Origin of the sequence: Pseudomonas fulva NBRC 16637 = DSM 17717 (assembly GCF_000730565.1) — a bacterium.
GTDB lineage: Bacteria > Pseudomonadota > Gammaproteobacteria > Pseudomonadales > Pseudomonadaceae > Aquipseudomonas > Aquipseudomonas fulva.
Genome location: NZ_BBIQ01000002.1, coordinates 81,409 through 97,452 on the forward strand (window position 1 = coordinate 81,409; position 16,044 = coordinate 97,452).

Below are 16,044 nucleotides of genomic sequence, written 5' to 3' on the forward strand. Positions count from 1 at the left end.
GACGCGATGTGGCAGAAAAGCATTCTTTGAATGAGCGGCCTTGGTACCCTACGCGCACTTGATCATCTGACCATCGTGAGCCATGGGTCGGTCAACCCGGCAATCGTTTTGAACGTGGTTTGCGCAGGCACAAGCGGCGATGGTTGACCTACCAGAAAAAGCCCGCCGGTCAATCCCTGGCTGGGATTGCCCGACGGGCTAGGAACGATCACGTCACGCGTTGCGCGTGACGTACCGCGTTTGCCATCACTCTTCGCTATGTTGCAGCACCATCAGAGCTACCGAGCGCCCGGTCAGGTCAAATGAGCTGTCGAAGGGCAGGTCCTTGGGTTTGCGCAGTTGTGGCTGGTCTGTATCCATCACGCAGCTCCAGTGTTCGCCCTCTGGAACGCTTGGCAGCTTGAACGGCACGGTGTCGTGGTGGGCGTTGACGATCAGCAACACGGTGGACTCCGAACCTGGACGGGCAATGCCACTGACCTGAGCACGGCCGTCGATCAGCATGCCCAGGCAACGACCATTGGGGTCTTCCCACTGTTCAACGCTCATCTCGTTGCCATCCGGCGCCAGCCAGGTGACGTCCTTGACGCCGATCGCCTCGTTGTAATCGCCCACCAGGAAGCTGGAGCGGCGCAGCACCGGATATTTCTGGCGCAGGCGGGTCAGGCGCTTGACGAACGCCAGCAGCGCCTGGCCTTCTTCATCCAGGTCCCAGTTCACCCAACCGATTTCGCTGTCCTGGCAGTAGGCATTGTTGTTGCCATGCTGAGTGCGGCTGAATTCATCGCCGGCAACGATCATTGGCGTGCCTTGGGCAAACAACAGGGTCGCGAAGAAGTTACGCATCTGCCGCATGCGCAGGGCATTGATTTCCGCGTCTTCGGTGGGGCCTTCGGCCCCGCAGTTCCAGGACAGGTTATTGCTGGTCCCGTCCTGGTTGTTTTCGTCGTTGTCCTCGTTGTGCTTCTCGTTGTACGACACCAGGTCGCGCAAGGTGAAGCCGTCGTGGGCAGTGATGAAGTTGACCGACGAATACGGCCTGCGACCACGGTTGTTGAACATGTCGCCAGAGCCGGTCATGCGTGCGGCGAAATCGGCCAGTTGGCCCTCGTCGCCCTTCCAGAAGGCGCGCACGGTGTCACGGAAGCGGTCGTTCCACTCAGCCCAGCCGGGTGCGAAATTGCCCACCTGGTAACCACCCGGGCCACAGTCCCATGGCTCGGCAATCAACTTGACCTGACGCAGCAGCGGGTCCTGGCGGCAGGCCACCAGGAAGCTGTGACGCTCACTGTAGCCTTCGTGGTAGCGACCCAGAATGGTCGCCAGGTCGAAGCGGAAGCCGTCGACATGCATCTCGCCTGCCCAGTAACGCAGCGAATCGGTCACCAGCTGCAGGACGCACGGATGGCTCAGGTCCAAGGTGTTGCCGGTGCCCGAGTCGTTGATGTAGTAACGTTTCTGGTCGGGCATCAGGCGGTAATACGAGGCGTTGTCGATGCCGCGCATGGAAAGCGTCGGGCCCATCTCGTTGCCTTCGGCGGTGTGGTTGTAGACCACATCGAGGATCAGCTCCAGGCCCGCGTCGTGCAGGTGCGCCACCATCTCCTTGAATTCGGCGATCTTGCCGCTGGCCAGGTAGCTTGGGTGCGGCGCGAAGAACGCGATGGTGTTGTAGCCCCAATAGTTGTTCAGACCTTTGTCGAGCAGGTGCTGATCGTTGACGAAGGCATGGATGGGCAGCAGCTCGATGCTGGAAACGCCCAGGTCCTTGATGTGCTTTAGCAGCTCGTCGTTGGCCAGGCCTGCGAAGGTGCCTTGCAGGTTCTCAGGCACGGCCGGGTGGCGCTTGCTGATGCCCTTGGTGTGGGCCTCGTACACGACGGTCTGGTCCCACGGGGTTTGCACACGGTTGTCCCGGCCCCAGGTGAATGCGGGGTCGATGACCTTGCACTTGGGCACGAAGGGGGCGCTGTCGCGCTCGTCGAACGACAGGTCACCGTCTGGGTGGCCAATGGTGTAGCCAAACAGCGCCTCGGACCATTTCAGCTCGCCGACCAACTGCTTGGCATACGGGTCGATCAGCAGCTTGTTGGGGTTGAAGCGGTGGCCGTTCTCCGGCTCGTAAGGGCCATGTACGCGGTAGCCGTAGATCAGACCCGGATGCGCGTCAGGCAGGTAACCATGGTAGATCTCGTCGGTGTATTCAGGCAGCTCGATCCGTTCGAGCTCTTTCTCGCCGGTGGCGTCGAAGACGCACAGCTCGACCTTGGTGGCGTTCGCCGAAAAGATGGCGAAGTTCACGCCCAGGCCGTCCCAGGTGGCGCCGAGGGGGTAGGGTAAGCCTTCGCGAATGCGCGACGGTGCAACGGAGCGGGTTTTCTTTGCGGTGCGCGGGCTCATGGCAATCCTCGAATGGCCTTGTCTGGAAAATAAGGTTAAGTACTACAACGGCCCTGGCGTCATCAGGCCTGGCAACCGAGGGGCTCGGTGCCAGTGCGGCGTTGAAGACGGCAGGGCCGTGGATGGTTCAGCTAGCGGTCGGCTTTTTCGGTGCGCGTGGCTTCTTCGAAGCCGCAGGCTTCACCCCTGGCAGTGCAGCGACCTTGGGATCAGCTGGCGGCTTGGGTGCAGCAGCGGCTTTGGGCTTGGCAGGCGCCTTGGGCTTGGCGGGTGACTTGGCTTTGGCCCCCGGAGCCTTGGCCTCGGCTTCTGCCAGTTTGCGGGCCATGTCCCAGTGACGTTCTTCCTCACCGTGTGGCTTACCTTCCGACTCCCAGATCTGGTAGGCAAACTCGCGTATGCGTTTATCATCGACACTCATATGACGCTCCTGAATGCTAGTTATCTTCGATCAACAGATTGACTGGAAAGTCCGACAGCACAGCACAAACCATCAACTCTCTTACAGGGCTGACAACGGCCCCGCCGAAAAGTCCAGTCGAATTGGCAGGTGAGAAGTCGAACGGCAATATGACCCGGGTATCTTCCCAGTTCTGGGCAGGGACGTGAGGGCTCTGCGCAGCCCCCAGCAGACCGCTGGCCAGGCGCGGCGCGACGATGACGGCGCGTTGGGTGTCGCCCAGGCGGGCGAAGGCGACGACCTTGTCGGCATGGCGTCCCTTGACGGTCAATGGCAGGTAGCTGCCCCGGCGGAACAGCTCTGGGTTGGCCATGCGGCAGTCCAGTACGCGGGCCACCAGCGCCTGCTTGACCCGGCCGTCGTGCCAGTGGCTTAGCAGCGCGTCGAGCGGCGCGCCTTCTGCCAAGGTGCTGCGTCGAGCGGGGTAGTCGACGGGTCGGCGGTTGTCCGGGTCCACCAGGCTGAAGTCCCAGTATTCGTTGCCCTGATAGAGATCAGGCACCCCTGGCACGGTCATGCGCATGAACGCCTGCACCAGGCTGTTGAGCGCTCCCGGGCAACTGATCAGCTGCGCCGCATCGGCGATGGAGGTACGCAGGGGCAGGGCATCGGCCTCCAGCAGCAACCCTTCCAGATAGCGAGCACAGCCCTTTTCGTAGGCTTCGTTGGGTGCGTTCCAACTGCTGCGCAGCTTGGCCTCGCGCAACGCCTTCTGTTGCCACTGAGCGACACGTTCGGCGAACTGCTTCAAGCCTTGGGCGTCATCGACGGCCAAGCCCAAGGGCCAGGTGCCCAGTAGGGTCTGGAGCAGCAGCATTTCATCCCCAGGGCTTGGCGCCATGCCATCCTCCAGCTGTGCGCGCAACGGCGCTGCCAGCTCGTGCCAGTGCGCCATGCGGCTGGCCAGCCAGGGGCCGCGTTCGCTCAGCACAGCCAGGCGAGCGCGTGTGTCTTCACCGCGCTTGTGGTCGTGGGTGGCGGTAGCCAGCAGGTTGTCCGGGAAGTCCCGCAGGCGTCGCTGGGCCTCGTTGTGGAAGTGCTCAAGCGGTGCGCTGAAGCGTTCGGCTTCAAAGCCCACATCGTTGCGCGAGAGCAACCTGGCGCTGCGGTAGAACGCGGTATCTTCGACGGCCTTGGCCGCGCTGGGGGCGGTCAATTGCTGGAAGCGTACGCAGGCGTGGCGCAGTTGCTTGCGGGTACGACCCGGTGGCAGCTGGCGCCAACCTTCGCCGCCCAGCCATTTTTCCAGTTGCTCGAGCAATGGCCAGTCGGCCTCGCTCAGGTCCTGGCGCGCATCGGCCAGGGCTTGCTGGAAGAATGCCTCGTCCTCGGCCGGGCGGCCGCAGGCATTGAAGTAAGTGCGGTAAACCGGGTAGTGCGCCACCAGTGCCTGCAAGGCGCGACGAATGGCGCCCAAGGACAGATCGCGGGTCATCAGGTCGTTTCGCGCGACTTGCAGCAGGGCTTGCGCCACCGACTCGCAATCACCTGCCAGGCTGGCATTGAGCACCAGATGGCGCGCCAGGCGTACTTCTTCGGTGAACGCGGGGCGCTCGCTGACCGTCGACCACAGTTCGGTCAGCGGGGCCTCACCGGCCGGATCGTGCTGCAACAACGACACCTGGTTCATGAACTCGTAGCCGGTGGTGCCATCAGTGAGCCAGTCGCGGTGCAGATGCTCATCGACGCCGAGGATCTTCTCGACGTAGATGGGGAAGTGCTCCACGTCAGCGTCCAGCGGGCGGCTGGCCATCAGGCTGTCCACGCGCCGGCGCAGCTTGCGGCAATAACCGCGTGGGTCTGCCAGGCCGTCGATGTGGTCGATGCGCAGGCCATCGACCAGGCCGCGTTCGATCAACTCGAACAGCTTGGCGTGGGTGGCTTCGAACACCACCGGGCGCTCGACCCGCAAACCGCCCAGCTCATTGATGTCGAAAAAGCGCCGCCAGTTGATGTCGTCGGCAGCGGTGCGCCAGCTGGCCAAGCGGTAGGTCTGGCGTTCCAGCAACAGGTGCAGGCGCTTGAAGCCGGCCTCGCTGCGGCTGTCGAATGCCACCAGGGCCGACGCCAGGTCGGCGCCTTCGCGCACGCGACGAGCCAGTTCGGCCTGCAGCGGTGCGGCATCGTCAAGCGGGGTGGCCGACTCGGCCAGGGCGGTGAACTGTTCGGCCAGGCTGGTCAGCGTCGGGTCAGCGCTTAGGGCCAGCACCCAGCCGTAGTCGACCGGGCAGATCGGGAAGCGGTGCTCATAATGAGCGATTTGTAGCACCCCATGGTCGGCGTCGAATTCCAGGGGAATCTGGCCTTCTTTTAGCGCTACCCCGTAATCGCTGCCCAGGAACGGCAGCAGCAATTGACCGGCCAGTAGCGGGTCGGTGGAATGCCACTGGATATCGAAGAACTCCGCATATGGGCTGCGACGGCCCCATGCCAACAAACTCTGCCACCAGGGATTGTCGGCGCCGCCTACGGCCATGTGGTTGGACACGGTGTCCACGATCAGGCCCATGCCGTGCTGGCGCAGCGCCTTGACCAGGCGCTCCAGGGCCGCTTCGCCGCCCAGTTCCGGGTTGACCTGCGTGGGGTCGACGACGTCGTAACCGTGGCGTGAACCTGCTCGGGCCTTGAGTATCGGCGAGGCGTACAGGTGGCTGATGCCCAGTTGAGCAAAGTAGGGGACCAGCGGTAGAGCATGGTCTAAGGTAAAGTCGCTGTGGAACTGCAGGCGCAGGGTCGCAGTGAGCGGTTTCATCGGTCGCGCTCCCACGCCTGCTCGCGCGCTTGCGCCAACACTTCCAGGCGCCGTGCGGCATCCTCGTTGTCAAGCATGTGGCTTGCCGGTTCGGCAAAACGGCGGCGCCAGTTGGGATGCCCTTCGGTGGTGCCGGGCATGTTCGGCTGTTCTTCCAGACCCAGCAGGTCTTCAAGCGGGACCAGCACCAGCGGAGCTTTGGTGTAGCCTACATAACCAATAGCGGCATCGATCACGGCAGTGTCGTCCTTCAGCGGGCCATAGTGGGTTTCAAGCGTGCGGCGCAAGCCTTCGTGTTCTTTGCGGCGGTCATCGCGCCATTGCTGTTCGGTGGACTCATCAATCAGGCCCAGTCGCCGGCTCCACTCCACGTCCCGGTTTTGCAACCAACCCGCCACGGTCGCCAGGTCATGGGTGCCGGTGGTCGCCAAGGCATCGTCGGGCCACTGAAGCTGAGGGGTGAACTGGCCTCGGGGCGCCTGCTCGAAGGGCAGCACGCGCATGCCCAGGATGTTTTTCTGCGCCAAGGCCTCGCGTAGCCCGTCCGGTACCGTGCCCAGGTCTTCACCCAGGATGATTGCGCCGTGGCGGCTGGATTCGAGCGCCAGCAAGCGAAGCATGTCTTCGAGCGGGTAATACAGGTAGGCGCCTTCATTGGGCTTGCCACCACGCGGGATCAGCCAAAGCCGTTGCAAACCCATCACATGATCGATGCGCAGGCCACCGGCATGGGCCAGGTTGGCACGCAGCATCTCGATGAACGCGCGATAGCCGTTGCGCTTGAGCCCTTCGGGAGAGAACCCGCAGATGCCCCAGTCCTGGCCTGAGCGATTGAGGATGTCAGGTGGCGCGCCAACGGTGAGGTTGGCCAGCAGTTCGTCCTGACGGCTCCAGGCTTGGCTGCCGGCGCCATCGGCGCCAACGGCGAGGTCGGCAATCAGGCCGACTACCATGCCGCTGCCTTTGGCTGCCTCTTGAGCGCGCTGCAGGCTGCGCTCGGTCAGCCATTGGCAGAAGGCGTGAAACTCTACCCTGGCCGGATAACTTTCGGCCAAGGCGCGGACTTCGGTTCCGAAGGGGTCGCGCCACGCCTCTGGCCAGTTGCGCCAATCAGCCCCATGGCCTTTGTCGACCGCCTCGGCTTGCAGCACTTCAAAACGGCAATGGTGCTCCAGTGCCTCGCCTGCGGCCTGGCGATAGCTCTCGAAATCGGCGCGTTGCGGGTGATCGCCTTGGCTGAAGTGCTGGTAGAGCGCGTCCAGCAGCTTGTAGCGCGCATCGGCTGCGCGCGGCCAGTCCACCAAAGCCGCTTGCTCGAGCGAGGTCAGGGTCTGTTCCAGGTGGCAGGCCTCGACAGCCAGGCGCACGGTGCGTTCACCCAGAATGGCCGCCGGGCTTGCGTAAAGCGTATTGAGCAGCAGCCTGCTCGAAGGCGAGTAGGGGCTGTAATGTTGTTGATCGAAGGCCGACAAAGCATGGATAGGGCTGATCGCCACCGCATCGGCGCCCCGTTCGGCCGCACTGCGTACCAGCTGCTCGAGGGCCATGCAGTCACCGTAACCACCATCGCCGGGGCGGCGCAGGCTGTAGAGCTGCGCCGACAAGCCCCAGCAGCGCGCAGGTGCCGCCTCGACCAGGTCATGCAACGACGGGCAACCAGGCGGTGCGACCGCGAGCGTAAAGCGATGCTGCGCCACTTCCAGTTGGTGATAGCCGACTGGAAAATCACCTGGCAGGTGGGCCTGGGCATCAAGCTGCAAGTCGATGTGACTGCCATCTTCCAACTGACCACACACCGGGGCCTGCGCTGGGAAATACCGCGAGAGGTCGAGCGGCTTGCCCTGGTCGGCAGTGAGCAGGGGCGGGACGTGCTGGGCGTCATCGCTGTGCTCAAGCCTGGATAGACTGTCTTGTAGTTGCGCGTCGCCACCAGCCGGATGGCCCAGGGCTTCGAGGAGTTTGCGCAGTACCTCGTCGGTCACTTGCTGCGGTTTGTTGTTGGCATCCACCCAGTTTCGGGCAAGGCCCGCCCGTTGAGCGAGCCGGTGAAGCAGGGAATCGCTCATGGCATCTCCTGGTTTGGGGGTAGCAGGGTGACCACACAGCTGAAGGGCGAAAGCGTCGAGCCGGCGTGCGCCTTGTCGCCGCTGTCGAAAAGGCAGGTGCCTGCAGGCGCAGCCGCCAGGTGCTGCGCCTGGTCGCCCAGGTTCAGGTCGATGCGCAAGGTACTGCCATCCCCCAGCTGCCAGCGTGCAGTCAGCGCCTTGTCAGCCAATACCTCGGCGCCCAGGGAACGGGTGCCAGGCAGGCGCGGGACCAGGTGCTGGCGGCGCGTAGTGAGCAGCTGCTGGTACAGCCCATGCCAGCCGGCAATCACATCCTGCGGGTCAGGCCTGGAGGCGTGGAACGTCTGCTCGGCGTTCGGGTCGGGAATACGCGCACGCTTTTCGGGGTCGGCGAAGGCGGCAAAATGCTCGAATTCACCGCGCCGGCCTTCGCGCACCGCGTCGGCGAGCTCATCATGAAAGTCGGTGAAGAACAGGAAGGGTGCACGGCTGCCGTCGTCATCGCCCATGAACAGCAAAGGAATCATCGGGCTCAGCAACAATAGCCCGGTTGCCGCGCGCAGGGCCGCGGGCGATGTCAACCGGGTTAGACGCTCGCCCATGGCGCGGTTGCCGATCTGGTCATGGTTCTGCAGAAACAGCACGAAGGCGCTTGGCGGCAGGTGGCCGCTGGGTTCGCCGCGTGGTTCGCCATGGCGGTTGAGCTGGCCCTGGAAGACGAAGCCCTCGCCAAGGCAGCGCGCCAGCTTGCCGATCGGGTCATCCTTGTAGTCTTCGTAGTAGCCTTCGGTTTCATCGGTCAGCAACACGTGAAGCGCATTGTGGCCATCGTCGTTCCACTGTGCGTCGAAGCCTTGTTCGAGCAAGAACGCCTGGTTGTGCTCGTTTTCCAGCACCAGCCACACGTGTCGGCCCGGCTCGACGGTCTCGCGCACACGCTTGGCCAGTTCCTTGAGGAAGTCAGGCTGATCGATGGCATGCACCGCATCCAGACGCAAGCCGTCGATCCGGTAATCGCAGATCCACATCAGGGCGTTCTGGATGAAATATTCACGCACCTCGGGCCGGCGGAAGTCGATGGCGGCACCCCAGGGGGTCTGACGGTCTTCGCGAAAGAACGAGCTGGCGTACTCATGCAGGAAGTTGCCATCGGGGCCGAAGTGGTTGTAGACCACATCGAGCATCACCATCAGCCCGTGGCCATGCGCCTGGTCCACCAGGCTGCACAGTTGCTCGGGTGTACCGTAGTTGTGCTGCGCTGCATAAGGCAGCACGCCGTCGTACCCCCAGTTGCGGGTGCCCGGGAATTGGCTGATCGGCATCAATTCAATGGCGGTAATGCCGGTCGAGGCAATACGGTGCAAATGGCTCGACACACCTTCATAGCCACCCAGTACGCCCACATGCAGCTCCTGGATCACCGCCTCGTGCCAGGGGCGGCCTTGCCAGGGATGCTGCCAGGTGTAGCCGGCCAGGTCCACGACTTGGCTGGGGCCGTGGACGCCCTCGGGTTGAAAGCGCGATGCGGGGTCGGCAACGCGAAGCTCGCCATTGATGCAGTAGCGGTACAGGTCCCCTGGCTTGGCAGGGGCGGTGCCAATGAACCAGCCATCGTCATCGTCATCGGGAACGAGGTCGACGGCGTCCTGGTGCTGCAATTCCAAACTCACGCTGCGCGCGTCGGGTGCCCAGAGGGCGAAGCGCGCCGACGTGGCGTCCTCAACATGTGCGCCATGCCTTTGCATCTTCGACCTCTCTTCAGTAATGAGCCAATTGAACTTGCTTGACCAGGTCTTCGTACAAGCGTGCGTAGGGTTCCACCGCTTGGCACCAGTTGAATGGCTGGGTCATGGACAGGCAACGCATGGCATTGAGCAGGTCTTTCTTCTGGTAGATGTAGAACGCCCGGCTGAGCGCCTCGCGGTAGCTTTCTACCGTCGACTCGTCGAACAGGAAACCTGTCACGCCGTTCTCGATGGTATCGGCCAGCCCGCCGGTCTTGCGTGCAACGGGCAGCGAGCCGAAGCGCTGGGCGTACATCTGGCTCAGACCACATGGCTCGTAGCGCGAAGGCATCAGCAGGAAGTCGCTGCCAGCGAACATGCGGCGTGCGTCGGTTTCGTTGAAGCCGATGCGGACACCCACACGGCCGGGATGACGCAGGGCCAGTTCGCGCATGGCTTGCTCTTCTTCAGGCTCGCCACGACCAATGATTGCAATTTGGCCGCCTTGCTCGACGATGTACTCGGCAACGCCCAGGGTCAGGTCCAGCCCTTTCTGGTAGACCAGGCGCGAGACCACGGCGAACAACGGGCCCTCGGAGGGGTCCAGCTGGAACAGCTCGCGCACTGCCTGTGCATTGCGCGCCTTGCCCTCCCAGTCGTTGATGCTGAAATTGTGCTGCAGGTGCTTGTCGGTCGCTGCATCCCAGCTTTCGTCAATGCCGTTCGGAATGCCGCCCAATAGCCCCTGTTGCGCCTTGCTGGCCAGGAAACCGTCCAGGCCGCAGCCGAATTCGGGGGTGGTGATTTCCTGGGCGTAGGTGGCACTGACCGTGGTGATATGGCTGGAGTAGGCCAGGCCAGCTTTCAGGAAGGAGAGCTTGCCGTAGAACTCCATGCCTTCCTGCTGCATGGCATGGTCGGGTATGGCCAGTTCCGGGCTGCAGCCACGGCTGTAGACACCCTGGTAGGCCAGGTTGTGAATGGTGAACAGGGTCGGGGTGCTCAAGCCGCGCCAGTGCATGTACGCAGGCGCCAGGCCCGCTGGCCAGTCATGGGCATGCACCATTTCCGGTTTCCAATGGATCATGCCTTCACCGGCTGCGATTTCTGCAGCCGCCAGGCCCAGGCGGGCGAAACGGATATGGTTGTCCGGCCAGTCGCGACCGTTTTCTGCTGCGTAAGGCGTGCCGGGACGCTGGTAGAGCTCTGGGCAGATCAACACGTAGATCACCAGCCCGTCGGGCAAGTCCATCCGGCCGATCTTGCAAGGGGGCAAGGCTGCATGGCCGCCCAGCTCACCGACGATGTGGATGGGGTTGTCGCTTTCCACCACCTGCGGGTAACCCGGGATCAGCACACGCACGTCGTGCAGGTGGGCAAGGGCGCGAGGCAACGCCGCGGAGACGTCGCCCAAACCACCGGTCTTCACCAAGTCAGCGATTTCCGAGGTGACGAAAAGGATCTTGCGTTTGTTCGGGTTGTTCTGGCGCTGGGCGCCAGGTGCCTTGCCTGTCTTGGCGAGCTCCGGGGTGAGCGGTTCGCGATGTTCCGATGTAAAGGTAGCTACTTGAGTCGCGACAGCGGCACTGATCATTCTTTCTCTCCGTCCCTAAGCTTGGCCGGGCACTGATAAACCGCGGCGGTCTTTCGTGTTGATTCTCTCTTTGCGAATTCTGCGTACTGCAATCCTTGCCCCCGAGTCGTGCGCACAGGCACAGCGCATTTGGCATTCCGGCCAAAAGGCGAGTGGACTGGTTGGGGTGGGCGGGCCGTGCGTGGGAATAACCCATTTCATCTGGCCTGCTTAGTTCCTGACCTGCCGGCTTTCCTTAAAGTTCGACTTTTTTTCCGTTGCTCTTCCAATGAGCAAATGGCGGGCCGGAACTTGAGTGTAGGCGAGAAATATTACAAATGTGACCGAACGGTCATCCCAGGCGGCCACCGTGCTAGACGCAAACGTTGGCATCAACTCGCCGAGCACTCAGGGCGCTTTTATTGCACGCCGGCGAGAGGCGACGAGCGGCGCTGTGTGTATTGCTTTGCACCTTAACGGTGCGACCCGTGCTGTATGACGGGGCCTTGATCGATCGAGCGCTGTTAAATTGATCTTGCGCACCCTGAATGGCAGATAGCGCGGCGTCTCGTCCCCAATAAACCAACATGAACACACCGCCCGTCGCTGAACCCTCATGCCGTCCACTGGACTAACCTGAAAGGCGAAACGTCGTCACTCATTCCAGAAGGGGAGCACCTGCTCATGCAATTGGGAATCGTCGGGCTGGGCCGCATGGGCGGCAACATCGCAAGGCGGCTTATGCTCGCTGGCCATCACACCGTGGTGCATGACCGCAACGCACAAGCCGTTACTGCTCTGGAGGGCGAAGGCAGCGTCGGGGCGGCTGACCTGGCTGCACTGATCGAGAAACTCCAGGCGCCTCGTGCCGTCTGGGTCATGCTTCCCGCCGGGGCGCCTACCGAGCAGACCATTGCCCAGCTGGCTGACTTGCTGGAACCTGGCGATTCGATCATCGACGGTGGTAATACTTTCTACAAAGACGACATGCGCCGCGCCGCAGAACTGGCCCAGCGTGGGCTTCACTACCTGGATGTCGGTACCTCAGGCGGGGTATGGGGCCTGGAACGCGGTTACTGCATGATGATCGGCGGGGAAAAGGACGTGTTCGAACGTCTGGAGCCCCTGTTTGCAGCACTCGCACCCGGTGTCGGGGACATCCCGCGCACCCACGGACGCACCGGAGAACCACAGCGTGCCGAGCATGGCTATATCCATGCCGGCCCGCCGGGTGCCGGGCACTACGTGAAGATGGTGCACAACGGCATCGAATACGGCTTGATGCAGGCTTACGCCGAAGGCTTCGACCTGCTGCGCAGCAAAGGCGGTGACGAGCTGCCCGAGGACCAGCGCTTTGACCTGAACGTGGCCGAGATCGCCGAAGTGTGGCGCCGTGGCAGCGTGGTCACGTCCTGGCTGCTGGACCTGACCGCCGACGCGCTGGTGGCCGACCCTCAGTTGGCCCAGTTCAGCGGCTCGGTGTCGGACAGCGGGGAAGGGCGCTGGACCATCGACGCGGCTGTCGAGCAGGCAGTGCCAGTACCGGTGCTGTCCAGTGCGCTGTTCGCGCGTTTCCGTTCGCGCCAACAACAAGGCACGTATGGCGACAAGATTCTCTCGGCCATGCGCCTTGGGTTCGGTGGGCACGTTGAGAAGAAACCTGAATGAGTAAAAAACCGGTAACGCCCGCTGCTCCACCCTGTACCTTGTTTCTGTTCGGCGCCAATGGCGACTTGGTCAAGCGACTGCTGATGCCTGCGCTCTACAACCTCAGCCGTGATGGCCTGCTCGATCGGGACCTGCGCATCGTGGGTGTCGACCACAATGCTGTCAGCGCCGAGGAATTTGCTGAACGTTTGCATGCGTTCATGGCCGAGCGCGACAAAGGTGGCGAGGGTGCTCCAGCGAACCTGGACGAAAAGCTCTGGGCCAGCCTTGCCAAGCGCCTGGACTATCAGACCGGGGACTTTCTCGACGCGGCGACTTATGAGGCGATCGCCCAGCGCATCGACAAGACCAGCCATGGCAACGCCATTTTCTACCTGGCGACCTCCCCACGGTTCTTCCCCGAAGTGGCCAAGCGCCTCGGGGAAGCCGGGTTGCTGGACGAATCGGGCGGCGGGTTTCGCCGGGTGGTCATCGAGAAACCGTTCGGACACGACCTTGCCAGCGCCGAGGCGCTCAACGCCTGCCTGCTGAACGTGATGGGCGAGCGTCAGATTTACCGGATCGACCATTTCCTGGGCAAGGAAACCGTCCAGAACATCCTGGTCAGCCGTTTCTCCAACGGGCTGTTCGAGTCGTTCTGGAACAATCATTACATCGACCATGTGCAGATCACCGCCGCTGAAACCGTAGGGGTCGAAACCCGTGGTGCGTTCTATGACAGCACCGGTGCAATGCGCGACATGGTGCCCAATCATCTGTTCCAGCTGCTGGCGATGGTGGCCATGGAGCCGCCTGCAGCGTTTGCCGCCGACGCGGTTCGCGGGGAGAAAGCCAAGGTGATCGGCGCGATCCGCCCGTGGTCGACCAAGATGGCATTGAAGAACTCGGTTCGCGGCCAATATGTAGCCGGCACCCTGGGCGGGAAGCACGTGCCGGGTTACCGCCAGGAAAGCAAGGTGGAACCTGACAGCCAGACCGAAACGTTCGTGGCCATGAAGATCATGATCGACAACTGGCGCTGGGCCGGTGTGCCCTTTTACCTGCGCACCGGTAAGCGCATGAGCGTGCGCGATACGGAAATCGCCATCTGCTTCAAGCCGGCGCCGTATGCCCAGTTCCGAGAGTCCGCGTTGCAAAGGCCCAAGCCCAATTACCTGAAGATCCAGATCCAGCCCAACGAAGGCATGTGGTTCGACCTTCAGGCCAAGCGGCCAGGGCCGGAACTGGTGATGGAGAATGTCGAGCTGGGTTTCGCCTACAAAGACTTCTTCAAGATGACCCCGGCCACCGGTTACGAAACCTTGATCTACGACTGCCTGACAGGCGACCAGACGTTGTTTCAGCGTGCCGACAACATCGAGAACGGCTGGCGCGCCGTCCAGCCGTTTCTCGATGCCTGGGCCCAGGGCGGGGAAGTGCACGACTACGAGGCCGGCCAGGATGGCCCGGAGGCGGGCAACGAGCTGCTGGCCCGGGACAAGCGCGAGTGGCACCGGCTGGGTTGACGTTGCACCGTTTCGATCCGATCGCGTGGTGCCGGGCCTGTCCGCGAAAGCGGGTCCGGCACCATTGACGCACTGAATTCCAGGAGTATCGATGCCTGCCCATATTGAAGATTATGCCCTGCTGGGCAACTGCCGCAGTGCAGCCCTGGTTAGCAGCGACGGCTCACTCGACTGGCTGTGCCTGCCGCGTTTCGATGCGCCAGCGGTATTCGCGGCCTTGCTGGGTAACGAGGAAAATGGGCGTTGGCGCCTGGCGCCCTCGGACCCCGTGACAGAGCGCACCCGGCGCTACCTGGACGACACGCTGGTGCTTGAAACCGTCTGGGTCACGGCCTCGGGAAAGGCGCGGGTGCTGGATTTCATGCCCTTGGGTGACGAGAACGCGGTCGTGCGCATTGTCGAAGGGCTTTCGGGCCAGACCACGTTTGAAATGGACCTGGTGATGCGCTTTGACTACGGGCGCAGCGTCCCTTGGGTAGAGCGGCTCGACCCGCTGACCCTCAGCGCGGTAGCAGGCCCGGACCGCTTGATCCTGTCCTCGACCGTGGCCCCCCATGCTCGCGATCATCACACGGTGGCGCGTATGCGGGTAGGCGAGGGCGAGCGGCATGTGTTCAGCTTGCGTCATCACCCTTCGCACCTGGCGGTTCCCGCCGAACAGGACGTCGATGCCTGCCTCAAGGCCACCGTGGATCAGTGGCAGGCCTTTGCAGCCAAGTGCCCGGACGTGGGACCGTACACGGCCTTGGTCCGCCGCTCGCTGCTGGTGCTCAAGGCCATGACCTATGCGCCCACGGGCGGGATCGTGGCGGCGGTGACGACCTCGCTACCCGAGCGCGTGGGCGGTGAGCGTAACTGGGACTACCGCTTCTGCTGGCTGCGCGATGCCACCATGACCTTGCTGGCCTTCATGAACCTGGGATACTTCGAAGAAGCCCAGGCCTGGCGTGAATGGCTGCTGCGTTCGGTGGCGGGCAACCCGGAGCAGATGCAGATCATGTACGGCCTGGCCGGTGAGCGTGACCTTCAGGAGTACACGTTGCCCTGGTTGGCCGGTTACGAGCACTCCCAGCCTGTGCGGGTGGGCAACGCAGCCGCCGCGCAAACACAGCTGGATATCTATGGTGAACTGGCCGACGCCATGAGCCAGGCAATCCGTGGTGGCCTGCCCAGGCATCCGCGCAGTGCCGCGATCAGCCGGGTGATCATGCCGTACCTGGAAAGCATCTGGCGTGAGCCTGATGAAGGCATCTGGGAAGTACGCGGTGGTCGGCAGCACTTCGTACACTCCAAGGTCATGGCCTGGGTGGCGTTCGACCGCGCTGCGGGGCTTGCCGAAACCACCGAGGAGGACCGTGAACGCGGCCTTCACTACCGGCAGGTCGCTGATCAGATCCACCGGGAAGTGTGCGAGCAGGGGCTCGATGCTCAGGGCCAGCACTTCGTGCAGGCCTACGGCTCTTGCGAGATGGATGCCAGCCTGCTGCACATCGCGTTGACCGGCTTCTTGCCGGCCCACGACCCGCGGTTTCTGCGAACCCTGGCCCAGATCGAAAAGCGCCTGTTGCACAACGGCCTGTTGCTGCGCTACGACACCGACAGCTGCACCGATGGCCTGACGGCAGGCGAGGGGACATTCCTGGTGTGCTCCTTCTGGCTGGCCGACGTGTACGTGCTGCTAGGACGCCAGACCGAAGCGCACGCGCTGTATCAACGGCTGACCGAGCTGTGCAACGATGTGGGCCTGCTGGCCGAGCAGTACGATCCGGTAGGCAAGCGCATGCTGGGTAACTTCCCGCAGGCGTTCAGCCATATCGGCATCATCAATACCGCGCTCAACCTGCACCGTGCGCAATGCCCTGCGCGCGTGCGCGCCAGCGCCTGAAGCCTGGTAGC

Annotated in this window: 9 protein-coding genes; 3 read left to right on the top strand and 6 right to left on the bottom strand. The window is 63.0% G+C overall.

All coding sequences use genetic code 11. The features are described from left to right. Positions 1 to 246 precede the first annotated feature (246 nt). The 6 genes from glgX to glgA form a co-directional block, all read right to left on the bottom strand. Positions 247 to 2,400, bottom strand: coding sequence for a glycogen debranching protein GlgX (gene glgX / locus PFU01S_RS02890; protein ID WP_028686552.1), 2,154 nt, complete (start codon positions 2,398 to 2,400; stop codon positions 247 to 249). 127 nt (positions 2,401 to 2,527) lie between these two features. Then, entirely contained in the window at positions 2,528 to 2,821 is a 294-nt protein-coding gene (locus tag PFU01S_RS02895; protein WP_027916217.1) for a DUF2934 domain-containing protein, read from the bottom strand. 16 nt (positions 2,822 to 2,837) lie between these two features. Next, positions 2,838 to 5,612, bottom strand: a complete 2,775-nt coding sequence (locus PFU01S_RS02900) for a malto-oligosyltrehalose synthase (RefSeq protein ID WP_028686551.1) — start codon at positions 5,610 to 5,612, stop codon at positions 2,838 to 2,840. After that, positions 5,609 to 7,678 carry a 4-alpha-glucanotransferase gene (gene malQ / locus PFU01S_RS02905; RefSeq protein ID WP_028686550.1) on the bottom strand — a complete coding sequence of 690 codons (2,070 nt, stop codon included), beginning with the start codon at positions 7,676 to 7,678 and terminating at the stop codon, positions 5,609 to 5,611. Before malQ ends, PFU01S_RS02900 begins: the two co-directional genes overlap by 4 nt. After that, on the bottom strand, positions 7,675 to 9,423 hold the full coding sequence (gene treZ, locus PFU01S_RS02910; RefSeq protein ID WP_028686549.1) for a malto-oligosyltrehalose trehalohydrolase: 1,749 nt from the start codon (positions 9,421 to 9,423) through the stop codon (positions 7,675 to 7,677). Before treZ ends, malQ begins: the two co-directional genes overlap by 4 nt. Before the next feature lie 13 nt (positions 9,424 to 9,436). Continuing rightward, positions 9,437 to 10,996, bottom strand: coding sequence for a glycogen synthase GlgA (gene glgA, locus PFU01S_RS02915; protein WP_028686548.1), 1,560 nt, complete (start codon positions 10,994 to 10,996; stop codon positions 9,437 to 9,439). Positions 10,997 to 11,659: 663 nt separating this feature from the next. On the opposite strand from glgA, the gene gnd reads away from it, so the two are divergent. The 3 genes from gnd to PFU01S_RS02930 all read left to right on the top strand — a co-directional run bounded on the left by gnd (position 11,660) and on the right by PFU01S_RS02930 (position 16,033). Further along, the gene (gnd, locus tag PFU01S_RS02920) at positions 11,660 to 12,643 is read left to right on the top strand and encodes a phosphogluconate dehydrogenase (NAD(+)-dependent, decarboxylating) (protein ID WP_028686547.1); all 984 of its coding nucleotides are present in this window, start codon (positions 11,660 to 11,662) and stop codon (positions 12,641 to 12,643) included. Beyond that, the gene (gene zwf / locus PFU01S_RS02925; RefSeq protein WP_028686546.1) at positions 12,640 to 14,148 is read left to right on the top strand and encodes a glucose-6-phosphate dehydrogenase; all 1,509 of its coding nucleotides are present in this window, start codon (positions 12,640 to 12,642) and stop codon (positions 14,146 to 14,148) included. The genes gnd and zwf overlap by 4 nt, the downstream gene beginning before the upstream one ends. Positions 14,149 to 14,239: 91 nt before the next feature. Then, positions 14,240 to 16,033 (top strand): glycoside hydrolase family 15 protein, encoded by a 1,794-nt coding sequence (locus PFU01S_RS02930; RefSeq protein WP_028686545.1) that lies wholly within the window; start codon positions 14,240 to 14,242, stop codon positions 16,031 to 16,033. The last annotated feature ends 11 nt before the right edge of the window (positions 16,034 to 16,044 follow it).